A 13,044-nucleotide genomic window follows, 5' to 3' on the forward strand; every position below is an offset into this window, starting at 1 on the left:
TATTTATTATCCTCTTAAACTTTTTAAGATTATTTTTTGTTCTACTGATGCTACTAATCTTCTTGTATATGCCACAGTATCAGGATTTACACTCATACTATCAATACCTTGTTCTACTAAAAACTCTGCAAACTCTGGATATTGACTAGGTCCTTGACCACAAATAGATACTGTCTTTCCATATTTATGCGCTGCCTTTATAAGTATGGAAATAGCCTTTTTAACTGGTGCATTTCTCTCATCGAAGTATCCCATATTGTTTAGTATACCAGAATCTCTATCCGCACCCATTATAAGTTGTGTTAGGTCGTTACTACCTATACTAAATCCATCTACTAATTGGGCAAATTCTTCAGCTTGTAATACTACTGCTGGAACCTCTGCCATTATCCATATCTTAAAGTTTTTATTTTGTTTAAGTCCTTCTTCTGCCATTATTTCTTTAGCCTTTATAAGCTCTTCTGTAGTTCTTACAAATGGTAGCATTACTATTACATTTGTAAGTCCATATTCTTCTCTTACCTTTTTAATAGCTCTACATTCAAGTCTAAATCCTTCTTCATACTCAGGAGATACGTATCTAGATACACCTCTCCAACCTATCATTGGATTTGCCTCTATAGGTTCTACTTCTTCTCCACCTTTTAGTCCTCTGAATTCATTTGTTCTAAAATCTGATAGACGAACCACTAAATTTTTAGGGAAAATTTCTCTTGCTACATTCATTATTCCCTCACTCATTTTATCTACTAGAAGTTGACCTTGACCTGTCTTTACTAAATACATAGGATGAGCACCTATCATATGTGTAAAGATAAATTCTGTTCTCATTAAACCTATTCCATCCATAGGTAAATCTTTATATTTTCCTATTAAAGAAGGTTCTCCTAAGTTCATATATATTTTAGTCCCAGTAATAGGAGCAAGATTAGCTAAGATTTCTTTTGATAGTGCTTTTGTATCTTCTTTTTGATCTGTAGCTTTAGTCTCTATTTTAGCAACTTCCTTTTCCTTTATATATCCTTTGTATACTATTCCCATTGTAGAATCTACACTTACTTCCATACCATCTTTTAATACTACAGAAGCATTCTTTGCACCAACAATACATGGGATTTGTAGTTCACGAGATACTATAGCTGCATGACAAGTTCTACCACCTTCATCTGTAACTACTGCAGCTGCCCTTCTCATTGCAGGAACCATATCTGGGTTTGTCATGGCAGTAACCATTATGTCACCTTCTTGAACTAAAGCAATTTCAGATATATCTTTTATATTTCTTACCTTCCCCATTCCAAAACCAGGAGATGCAGGTAGACCTTTAGCTAATACTTTTAATTCCTTAACTACCTTGCCTTTATTTTCATCATTATTTAAAGTTGTTATAGGTCTTGATTGTAATATATATAGTTCTTTTGTATCAGCATCAAATCCCCACTCTATATCTTGGTAACTGCCATACATCTCTTCTACTTTAATTCCATAGTTTATCAATGTATTTAGTTCATCATCACTTAGGGATTCTTCTTTTACTTTTTCTTCACCTAGATAATCTTTAACCTTTACTTCTAATGTACCGACTTTATCTTCATCTCTTATTACCATTACATTCTTATCTGATATGAATTTATCTATTATAAGTTTTTTCTTTTTATCAATAGTATATTCATCAGGAGTAACAATTCCTGATACTACAGCTTCACCTAGACCCCAACTAGAATTAATCATCATCTCATCTGGATTATTATTTATAGGGTTTGCTGTAAACATTACTCCGGATTTTTCACTATTTACCATTTTTTGTACTACTACAGATAAGGACACATAAAAATGATCAAAATTTTGCTTTACTCTATAGTATATAGCTCTAGAAGTCCAAAGAGAAGCCCAACACATTTTTATATGCTTTAATAATTCTTCTTCTCCTCTTATGTGTAGATAAGTATCTTGTTGTCCTGCAAAGGAGGCTTCTGGTAAATCCTCAGCAGTTGCAGAGCTTCTTACAGCTACTTCTGGGTTTTCTAAATTTAACCTTTTACTAAATTCTCTATAGGCATCTAATATTTCTTGTCTTAACTTATCTGGAGTTTCTGCTTCTACTATTATTTTTTTGATTTGATTGCTTACACTTTGTAAGGTTTCAGAATCCTCTTCATCTAATCCATACATTAATGTTTTAATAACTTCATCTAATTCATTTTCTTCAATAAATTCTGTATAAGAATCAGCAGTTACGCAAAATCCTGGAGGTACATTTAGTCCCTTTTGAGTTAGTTCTCCTAGATTTGCTCCCTTGCCTCCTACTGTAGGTATATCTTCTTTATTTACATCATTAAACCACTTTATATAATCAAAATTCATAGGATATCCCTCCTTATTAATTATATAAAGTATAACACATTCTCTCCAATGTGTCATCACATTTATTTATTTTTAAACAAAAAAAATCCCAATTAAGGGATTTTAAGTAAATACTACAAGCAGCAACCACTACCGCTAAGTAATATTACTAACAATAGTACGAAGAATAATAGTGACTCATCATGACAATCGAAAATATCACAACTTTGTAATAGGAAAATCACTATTAAGAAGAAAAACAACATTGAACTATTGTCTCCAAATGCTCCAAATAAACCTTTGTTAGTAGTTTTGTTTAAGCTCATATCTTCAACCATAAAATATTACCTCCTTAATTTATTGTTCAATTTATCTTATGTTGAAGCTATGGTTTTGGTTACTGTTTTTTATAATTTAAAAGACACAGTTAATTCTGTGCCTTTTAAATCTATATTTATTTTTATTAGCAGCATCCACCATTATCTCCAAGTAGGAAGAATAATAAAATTATCCATATCCAACTGTCTCCACCACAGCCGCCTCCACAGCCATCATGGTGTCCATCTCCACATCCATTAAATCCACCACAACACAACAAAATTATTAGAATTAGAAATATATCATTATTGTCTCCACAGCCACCAAATAAATTATTTAACATATTATTACCTCCTAATTTTAGATTTAATATATCTTATTCATTAGGAGGCTATGTGTTACACTAGTTTTATTTCTTTTCTTAATTGTACTATAGATTTAAAGGATACATTATCTTGTGGAATTTCTAAAATTGCTATTATTTCATTTAATTTTTTTAGACTATCCACTTCTATCTCCATATAAGGATATGGATAAATTTTTTCATCCCAAGTATCAAAATCAAATCTTACTCCATTTAGAGTATAAGACTTTCTATGTTTATAACCAACTTCATTAAAATCAAATTCTAATTCATTTAAAATCTTAAGCATAGATTCTCTATCTTTTATTTCTGTAGTGTATTCTATATTGTCTCTTAATCCCTTTGTAGATATGTTTTTTTTAAGGGTCAATTCTGTCTTTTTAGTATTATTTAAAAGATCTTCAATCTCTCTAATTCTTAAATATGCATTTAGATAAGACTTAATTGGAGTCTTATTTGAATCAATTAAAGTATTTATTTGATTTTCTTCTCCAATTAAATTTCCACCTAATAGTAAAATTTTTTGTTCTAATTTATTAAAATCCATATTTAAAATTTTCACTTCTAATTCTTTTTCCACGCTAATTTTCCTCCAAGAAATACTTTGTCTATTTCTATATTTTCATCAAATATTAAAAGATCCGCTTCTTTCCCTATTTCAATACTTCCTAATTTATCATCAACACCTATAGCCCTAGCTGGATTTAAACTAGCCATTTTCACCGCTTCATTTATAGGAACTTGAAGATAATTTATCATATTGAATACAGCCTTTTTTAAGTTTAGGGTAGAACCTGCTATATTACCTGATTCTAATCTAGGTTTTCCATCCTTTACAGTTACCTTTTGTCCACCTAAATCATATTTTCCATCCTTTAATCCAGCTGCCCTCATTGCATCTGAGACTAAGATAATCTTATCATAACCTTTCATAGTAAGGGCTATCTGAGTAGCTGCATCATGGAGGTGAAATCTATCATATATAATCTCACAGTAAACTCTATCATCTGTAAGAGAGGCTCCTACTACTCCTGGTTCTCTATGGTTAAAGTTTCTCATTCCATTATATAGATGTGTGGCAATTCTAGCCCCATTTTCTATCCCAAGTTTTGCCTCTGCAAATGTGGCATTAGTGTGAGCCATAGCTACTTTTATATCTTTTTCTTTTAAAATGTTTATTATGTCTAAAGCACCTTCAAGTTCTGGAGCTAAGGATACCATCCTTAGCTTTCCTTTAGATATCTCTATTATTTTGTCAATCATATCTATATCGGGATCTTCAATATATTTATCTGGTTGAGCCCCTTTTTTGTCTATATTAAAAAATGGACCTTCCAGATGGATACCTATTATTTTAGATGCATCACTCTTATTTTTATAATCATTTATATTTTCTATCCCATTTATCATATTCTCATAGGATGAAGTTATTACAGTCCCCAAATATGAAGTTACTCCATTTGATATATGATATCTTCCCATCTCATCTAGAGCCTCTTCATTACTATCCATTATATCGTATCCAGAATTCCCATGATTGTGTATATCTATAAAACCAGGTGAAAGATATTTATCTTCACCATCTATAATTTTAAAATGTCTAATATCCTCTTCTTTTATAGAGGCCATATCCCTTATACTTTCAATCTTACCATTAGAAATTACAACCATCTTATCTCTTAAAACTTCATATGGTGAAATTATCCTCACATTCCTTATTATTGTCTTCATTATCTAACTCCTTTCCAGTATATGCCTCTTTATCTATTATAATAGTAACATCTGGATGAGCTCTTAAAAATGATACAGGAAATTCAGTATAAATAGTAGTCTCATTTAATAATTTATTTACAGCTTTATACTTACTTTTACCACTTGCTAAAAGAATTATCTTTTTTGCCTTTAATATACTACCTACACCCATTGTAATTGCAGTTATTGGAACTTCTTCCATGCTATCAAAAAATCTTGAATTATCTTTTATAGTAGATTCTGTCAAATTAACTTCTGTAGTTCCAGCTGATAATTTATCTGCTGGCTCATTAAAAGCTATATGACCATTTGTACCTAATCCTAAAATTTGAATATCTATGCCTCCTGCATTTTTAATCATCTTGTCGTAATCTTTTCCATGAACTTCTATGTCACTGGCATTCCCATTAGGAACCATAGTATTTTCTTTTTTTATATTTATGTGATTAAAAAGATTTTCATTCATAAAATATCTGTAACTATTGGGATTGTCTACATCAATACCTACATACTCATCTAGATTGAAACTTCTCACCTCTGAGAAATCTAGATCTCCTTCTTTGCATCTTCTAATGAGTTCTTTATAAGTTCCTACAGGTGTACTACCTGTTGCCAGACCTAATACAATATCTTTTTTTTCTCTTATTTCTGTTGCTAATAAGTCTGCTGCTGTTTTACTTAAGTTTTCATAGTTCTTCTCAATAATTACATTCATCTTTTTCACTCTCCTAATATTATTTTGGGATTGAAGTCAATAAAATCACTTGATACACAATGGAAATTTATCCCTTCTATATTCCCTTCTATAGCATATTTATGGCCTTCTGAATGGAGATGGCCATAAATGCATATATCTACATTGTACTTCTTCATTATGTTTACAAATTCATTAGGATTTAAAGAAAAATCAAATGGTGGATAATGTAGCATGACTATTTTTTTCTTATACTTTCCCTTTATATTAGATAAAGACATATCAAGTCTAAGAAGCTCTCTATTGAATATTTTTTTATCTTCTTTAGAAGATTCACTGTCTATGCTCATCCACCCTCTAGTTCCTCCTATAAAAATATCCTCATAAATATAATGATTGTTTTGGATAAAAGATATGCTTTCAAGCTTTAAATCTTTCATTTTTTTTAAACTTTGCCACCAGTAATCATGATTGCCCTTAGACAATATTTTATTCCCTGGCAATTCATCTATTTTATTTAAATCATACTTTGCCTCATTTAATCTTAATGCCCAGGATATATCCCCTGGAATTAAAACTAAATCTCTATCTGTAACTTTATTCTCCCAATTTTTAATTATCTTTTCTTCATGACCTATCCAATTTTCTCCAAATATATCCATAGGTTTAGACTTTGAATGGTCAAAATGTAAGTCTCCGATTGCATAAATCATTTACCCACCTCAGTTAATGTTAATCTTTTACTTTAAGTTTGTAAAACTGCATTTTAGGCCATTTTTACCTTAAAGTTTAAGTTTAACTTAAATTAATTAAATTAAATTTAAACTTAAGTTTATTTAATATAGATATCTCTCTTTTATGACAAGTAAATAATATTATTTGTCTATTTTTACTCTTATCTATTAAAAATTTCATTATATTTTCTAATCTATTGTCATCATATTGAATAAAACAATCATCTAATATTAATGGTAGAGTTTTTCTATTAAAAGAATCTATAATTCCAAATCTTAAAGCAAAATATAGTTGATCTATTGTGCCACCACTTAAAGAGTTAATGTCCACAATCTCGCCAGTATCAGGCCTTATGACTCCTACTTCAAGTTTATCATTAACTTTAACATTAACATATTTTCCACCAGTTATTTCTTCTACTATGGTACCTACTCTATCATTTAATTTAGGTGCAAATTCTTTATGGATGTTTTTAGATAATTTATTTAATGTATCTATAGCTAACTCTATGGATTCCCTTTTCTTATCTAATAATGATAATCGTCTTTCTCTTTTATCAATATTTTCTTCGACTTCTACTAGTTTAGCTATCTTATTGTTTAAGTAATTTAATTTTTCATCTAATGCACTTTTTTCAATTTTAATATTTGAAATCTCTTCTGATTTATTATTTATATCTTCTTTTAAGTCTTCTATATTATTAAATTTATCTATATTTGAAATGTCTTTTTTATAAGATTCTATCTCTAATTTTAAATTTTCTAAAGTATTATTATTTAAAACTCTATTTAAAATTTGTTTTTTGTTTTCAATACTTGTAACTGAAGTTTCATATATTTTTTTATACTTTAATCCTTCTTCTAAATCTTTTAAGTTTGTAGATATATTATTTTCAAATATATTTTTTAATTCCTTATGGTTTAAATCTAAATTTTCTTTTAAACTTAAAATTGTATGTTCTAATTTATTTACTTCCTTATCTATGCTTATTAAGTTTTCTTCTTTATCTTCTCTTTGATAAATTTTGATTTGTATTCTCTGTTGTAAACTTTTAAATTCAGATTTTGAATTTAAATCTAAGGAACGTAAAATTTGGCTTTGCTTTTTTTCAATTTCCATCAACAAATTCTTATTAGTCTTTTCTAATTCCTCACCTTGGTTTATCTGTACTTTAATATTATTTACAGTCTGTTTTTTTTCTTTAAACCTTATAAATGAAAATATGCTCAATGGTATACTTACAAAATTTATTGCAAAAAATAAATAATTTTTTAAAAATATACCTCCTAGGATAGATCCTATTAATACAAATACTGTAATCCCTAAAGTAGATTCATATTTATCTTTTGATTTCTTGTTTTCGTCAAAATCCCTTTTTAAGAATTCAAGATGATTTGAGTTTTCTCTAGTATCTATATCTTCTTTTTCCTCTTCTAAATTTTCATATTCTATATATTTATCTATTATTTCTTTTTCTTCTTTTGAATCATAGTCTTTTTCAGATATAAGTAAATCCTTTTTATTAAACAAATTTTTTAGGCTTTCTTCATACTCTAAAATTTTCTCTTCTAAATTTTTAATCATATTATTGATTTGTATTGCATCTAAATAGGCATTGTTTTCTATATGTTTATATTTTCCATATAAATCTATTCTCTTTTGAATTTCTTTTATATCTTTTTCTAAACTTAAAGCTTCATCATATATACTTTTTTTACTAAGTATTTCTACTTCATGCAAAGTTTCTTTTAGGTCTTTTAATTCATTTAATTGTAAATCTAGACTCTTTTTTAAATCTTCATTTTTTCTCAATGCATCCCTATATTCTTCTCTATAATTTAAAATATGGTCTCTTTCTATCCTGTCTTCATTTAATCCTTCATATATACTCCCATATAAACTCTTGCTAGCTCTTTTACTGCCGATATTTCTTAAAGCTTTTTCTAAACTACTAATAGCTTTTTCAACTGATAATTCATCATCTAATGTAGTACTTATGTTAATAAGCTTATCTCTAACCTCATTTGCCAATAGTTCTTCTGTTTGATTTTCTAATTGGCTAATGGATATAGTATTTGAATAAACACCATTATTAAATCCAAAAAAATGATTACCTGGTTGTAAAATTCTACCACTATTGCCATTATCTATAGAATTTGTAATATCTTCTCCAGTTTTATCCAGAAAAACTTTAGTACTTTCATTGTTTTTAGTAAATTCCCTTTGAATTTGATAATTTTCCCCATCATAGGAAAACTTTATAATCCCACTGTATTTTAAACTATCCCAAGGATTGTATCTATCATGCTCATCTAAATATATTGTTCTTTTTACATATGGCTTTAAAAAACCGTAAAACATTCCATTTATAAAACTGTGTATGGTTGTCTTTCCCTGTTCATTTTCACCATAGATTATATTTATGCCCTCTTTTAAGGGAATTCTTTTATTTTCAAACTTACCAAATCCAGTTAGATTTAACTCTTTTATTATCATAAATCAACTCTCTCCTTTAAAAGAGCATCTAATCCATAATAAAGTGCATCTTTTACTTTTTTATTCTCTAATCCCATATCCTTCATAGCACAGACAAATTCTCCTAAAATAGTATGCTTGTATTCTGCTTCCATCCATTCTAAATCATAATCTGGTAAAGTATCATCTTTTATCTCAATGTGATAAAATTCATCTTCTAAATCATGTTTTAAACCCCTTAGGTTTAAATCGCTATCTATATATCCCTTTAAACTTATCCTAAAAAAATCTTTATATCTAATAGTTTTTTCTATATCAGTGAACTCTTTTATTATGTCTGAATAGGACATATTTGGGTTTAAATTTATATCAATTTGTCTAAACTCCCTTTTGCTAAATGGAATAAAATTTACTTTTGTGCCATCTTCTGAGATTTCCCCCTCATAAAAGCCATGTTCTCCTAATTCTCCAAAGTCTAATGGCTCTAAAGATCCACAATATACAATATTGTGTCTAAGCTTTTCTGGCTTATGTATATGTCCTAAAGCTATATAATCCATATTAAGACTTTCTAATTCTTTTAAATCTAATGGAAGATACCTTGATTCTCTATTTATATCTCCATGGATTATAAGTACCTTTTTAAAATCTTCGCACTCATTTTTAAAATTATCAAATAAATGGTTCTCCTTCATTTGAATCTGGTCCCAACTATATCCATATACTACAGTATCTAGATCTTTATATATCTTTTTATCTAAACCATTTCCAGTAAATATAGTAATATTTTCAGACCAATGAACTCTATTATAAAGAGAGTCTTTATCTAAGAAGTCATGATTTCCTGCTACTATGATTATATTTACATCTTCAATAGAATTTAAAATATCTGCTAATCTTTTCATATCTCCTAAGGTAAAAAATCTATTTTCAAACAGGTCTCCTGCAATAAATAGAAAGTCCTTATTGTTCTCTTTAGTATATTGCACTACTCTTTCAAAGCTTGACCATAATTCCCTACGCCTATCCATAGCTTTTTTATGGTTTAAACTAAAATTAAATTGTAATCCTAAATGAATATCCCCTATGTGAACAAAGCGAATCAATCATATCACCTCTAAGATAAATTATATCACAAAAATAAAACCAACCCTAGGGTGGTTTTATTTTATTAATTTAGAAATAATCTTAAACTCAGGAGTCCCTGATTTTTTCAATAAATCAAAAAGTATTGTTTCTGTATTATTTATTACTCCACCCATTTCCCTTATTAACTCTAATCCATTTTCATAGTTTGAATTAGTTCTAGATGATACAGCGTCCTTTACTATATACACATCATATCCTGCAAGGATTAAATCTCTACTAGTTTGAAGAACACACACATGGGTTTCCATACCAGTTATGATAATTTTTTTCCTGCCTAAGCTTTTAAGCTCCTCTTTTACTCCCTCTATATAAGCTGTGAAACTATTTTTTTCAAATACCTTTACATCTTCTCTACTCTCTTTTATTTCTTCTATAGTATCTCCAAGCCCCTTCGGATATTGTTCAGTAATAATTACAGGAATATTTAATACCTTTGAACTCTCTAATAATATAGAAGTGTTCTTAACTACTCTATCCTTATTCTCCATAACTCTCACAAGTCTCTCTTGAATATCAATTACTAATAAAACACAGTCTTCCCTATTTAATGTAAATTTTTCCATTATTTTTCCTCCTAATAATTTATCTTTCTAACTTCAATATCCTTCATCTTCTTTTTTATATCGCTCATATCTATAACATTTGTATAGTCATTATTACTATAAATAATTCTCATTGATTGTCCTAATTTTACAATTGTTTCCAAATCATATTTTCTACTTAGCCCTAATGCATATCCTGCTACCATATATCCATTGTCTTCTTTTAGTTTTTCATCTATATTTGTAATTTCTACCCTATAACCGAAATTTTCTGTAAGTACTATACTACCTTTTTCCTCTAAATCAATTACAATAATTTTGATTCCCCTTTCAATATAAGCATAGGCTAGTTTTATTATTTCACTTTCAAAATTAGTATTTACTTTGCTTAGCTCTTCTAAATCTTCTAGCTTTAATTTAACCATAAATGGAATTGCTTCAATTCCAAGAGATAGTTCTTCTCCACTTGCATCTAATATTACCCTTCTCCTATGTTCTTTAGCTATTTTGATTAAGTTAAAATATATATCCTTAGGCATCCCAACTGGGATTTCACCTAGAGCACATATAAACTCAAATTTATAAACTATATCTTCATATAATTTGTAAAAATATGCCAATTCTTCTCTAGTTACTCTAGGAATTGGTTCTTCAAGCTTAAATAAGAACTCTTTATCTTGGAAAACTGATATATTCAGTGGAGTTTCGTCTCTTATATTGATAAAATCGTTGTAAATATTTAAGGCTTTTAAACCTTCATAAATAAATCTACCATTTAATCCACCTAAAAAACCTGTAATAAAGACATCAAAATTTAAGTCTTTCAAAGTTCTAGCAGCATTTAAAGATTTTCCACCTAAATTAGGTTCTACAAGGTTAACTTGATTATCTTTAAATTGATTATATTCATCTAAATAATATCTCTTTTCTAGAAAAGAATCAAACCCTACAGTAAATATCATAAATATCACCTCATATTTAGTCCTACTCTTATTATACCAATAAAGTATACTTATAAATCTCTAAACTTAAAGATTCATCTTGTTTTAAATGTTTGCTAAAAATACATATAAATAATATAATTGAGTTGAGAATATATAAGGAGGGGGATTTAATGAAAAACTACGGTACTTTTGATATTTTAGGGCCTATAATGGTAGGACCATCAAGCTCTCATACTGCTGGTGCAGTTAAGATTTCAAAAACTGCAAAAGAAATCGCTGGAGTTGGTTTCTATGAAGTAGAATTTATGCTACATGGTTCTTTTGCAAAGACATATAAGGGACATGGTACAGATAAAGCTTTAGTAGCTGGAATCTTAGGAATGGATCCATCTGATGAAGATATAAAAAATTCCTTTGAATTAATTGAGAAGAAAAATATAAATATAATTTTTAGCGAAAAAGATTTAGGTTACACCCATCCCAACACAGTTAAAGTAGTCTTTAGATATAAAGATAAGGATGATTTTTATATAATAGGTTCTTCTATAGGTGGGGGAAGTATAGTTATAAATAATATAAATGGAAATAATGTAGAGTTAACTGGAGATAATCCAACTATACTTCTTAAATATAAGGACCGAAAAGGAGTTGTAAGTGAATTAAGTTCTATACTGGCAAGTGAAAGTTTGAATATAGCTACTATGAAAGTTAGCAGAGAAAAAGATATAGCTACTTTAGTGTGTGAGCTAGATTCAATTTTAAATCAAGATGTGATGAATAAAATTTCTAGTTTAACAGGAATGTCCTACATTAAGTTCATAAATCCAATTACGAGGTGAAAAGATGTTTTTTAAAGCAGCAGAAATTATAAATTTATGTAAAGATGAACAATTAGATATTTGGGAACTTGTAGTTAAAAAAGAAGCAGAGTCTAAAAACATATCATCTGAAGAAGTTATATTAAAAATGGAAGAAGTATTGGATGTAATGAAGACTTCAGCAAATGCAGCTTTAGATAAAGAAATATTGTCTGTATCTGGATTGACAGGTGGAGATGCTAAAAAGGTTGAAAACTACAAAAAAAACAATAAAACTTTAAGTGGTGATTTAATAAATTCCGCTATGGCAAAAGCACTATCTACATCTGAAGTAAATGCTTCTATGGGAAAAATTGTGGCAGCACCTACTGCTGGTGCTTCTGGTATACTTCCCAGTGCACTTATCTCTGCTAGTGAAAAGTTAAATTTGAAAGATGAAGATATCATCCATGGGCTATTTACAGCATCTGCAATAGGTCAAATAATAGCTAAAAATGCTACTGTCTCTGGAGCAGAAGGTGGATGTCAAGCAGAATGTGGAGCCGCTGCGTCTATGGCTGCAGGAGCAATTGTAAGTATGGCTGGTGGGAGTATAGATTCTGTTTTCCACGCAGCTAGCTTTGCACTTATAAATATTATGGGACTAGTATGTGATCCTGTAGGAGGACTAGTTGAGTATCCTTGTGCCCTTAGAAATGCATCTGGAGTTGTTAATGCCTTTACATCTGCAGATTTAGCATTAGCTGGAGTCGAATCTCTTGTTCCCTTTGACGAAGTTGTAAATTCTATGTATGAAGTAGGTAAAGCACTGCCTAACTCTCTAAAGGAAACTGCTATGGGTGGAGTTGCTACTGCACCTACAGCTTTAAAAAGGATGCAAAATTTAAAGAAATAATTTTTAGGAGGAAGG

The 13,044-nt window shown here is 29.1% G+C and carries 12 protein-coding genes; 2 read left to right on the top strand and 10 right to left on the bottom strand.

Translation table 11 applies throughout. The features are described 5' to 3' along the window. Positions 1-6: 6 nt before the first annotated feature. From ppsA to AC4PG3_RS09860, 10 genes are all read right to left on the bottom strand, one after another. Positions 7-2,364, bottom strand: coding sequence for a phosphoenolpyruvate synthase (gene ppsA, locus AC4PG3_RS09815; RefSeq protein WP_492196452.1), 2,358 nt, complete (start codon positions 2,362-2,364; stop codon positions 7-9). 442 nt (positions 2,365-2,806) lie between these two features. After that, entirely contained in the window at positions 2,807-3,004 is a 198-nt protein-coding gene (locus AC4PG3_RS09820; protein WP_492196453.1) for a hypothetical protein, read from the bottom strand. Positions 3,005-3,059: 55 nt separating this feature from the next. Further along, complete coding sequence (locus AC4PG3_RS09825; protein WP_492196454.1) at positions 3,060-3,605, bottom strand: class IV adenylate cyclase; 546 nt, start codon at positions 3,603-3,605, stop codon at positions 3,060-3,062. After that, positions 3,590-4,756 carry an N-acetylglucosamine-6-phosphate deacetylase gene (gene nagA, locus AC4PG3_RS09830; protein WP_492196455.1) on the bottom strand — a complete coding sequence of 389 codons (1,167 nt, stop codon included), beginning with the start codon at positions 4,754-4,756 and terminating at the stop codon, positions 3,590-3,592. Before nagA ends, AC4PG3_RS09825 begins: the two co-directional genes overlap by 16 nt. Beyond that, a complete protein-coding gene (gene nagB, locus AC4PG3_RS09835; protein WP_492196456.1) occupies positions 4,713-5,492 on the bottom strand; it encodes a glucosamine-6-phosphate deaminase in 780 nt (259 codons plus the stop codon). Before nagB ends, nagA begins: the two co-directional genes overlap by 44 nt. Before the next feature lie 5 nt (positions 5,493-5,497). Further along, on the bottom strand, positions 5,498-6,184 hold the full coding sequence (locus AC4PG3_RS09840; RefSeq protein WP_492196457.1) for a metallophosphoesterase: 687 nt from the start codon (positions 6,182-6,184) through the stop codon (positions 5,498-5,500). 82 nt (positions 6,185-6,266) lie between these two features. Then, entirely contained in the window at positions 6,267-8,702 is a 2,436-nt protein-coding gene (locus AC4PG3_RS09845; RefSeq protein WP_492196458.1) for an ATP-binding protein, read from the bottom strand. After that, complete coding sequence (locus AC4PG3_RS09850; protein WP_492196459.1) at positions 8,699-9,787, bottom strand: metallophosphoesterase family protein; 1,089 nt, start codon at positions 9,785-9,787, stop codon at positions 8,699-8,701. Before AC4PG3_RS09850 ends, AC4PG3_RS09845 begins: the two co-directional genes overlap by 4 nt. Positions 9,788-9,844: 57 nt before the next feature. Then, the gene (locus AC4PG3_RS09855; protein WP_492196460.1) at positions 9,845-10,393 is read right to left on the bottom strand and encodes a hydrolase; all 549 of its coding nucleotides are present in this window, start codon (positions 10,391-10,393) and stop codon (positions 9,845-9,847) included. An 11-nt stretch (positions 10,394-10,404) separates the two neighbouring features. Beyond that, a complete protein-coding gene (locus AC4PG3_RS09860; RefSeq protein WP_492196461.1) occupies positions 10,405-11,334 on the bottom strand; it encodes a 1-phosphofructokinase family hexose kinase in 930 nt (309 codons plus the stop codon). A 152-nt stretch (positions 11,335-11,486) separates the two neighbouring features. Between AC4PG3_RS09860 and sdaAB the strand changes: the two genes are divergently transcribed. Together sdaAB and sdaAA are read left to right on the top strand one after the other, a co-directional pair. Then, complete coding sequence (gene sdaAB / locus AC4PG3_RS09865; protein WP_492196462.1) at positions 11,487-12,155, top strand: L-serine ammonia-lyase, iron-sulfur-dependent subunit beta; 669 nt, start codon at positions 11,487-11,489, stop codon at positions 12,153-12,155. Between the two features lie 4 nt (positions 12,156-12,159). Further along, on the top strand, positions 12,160-13,029 hold the full coding sequence (sdaAA, locus tag AC4PG3_RS09870) for an L-serine ammonia-lyase, iron-sulfur-dependent, subunit alpha (RefSeq protein ID WP_492196463.1): 870 nt from the start codon (positions 12,160-12,162) through the stop codon (positions 13,027-13,029). Positions 13,030-13,044: the final 15 nt, after the last annotated feature.

The organism is Tissierella sp. QWL-11, assembly GCF_058683765.1.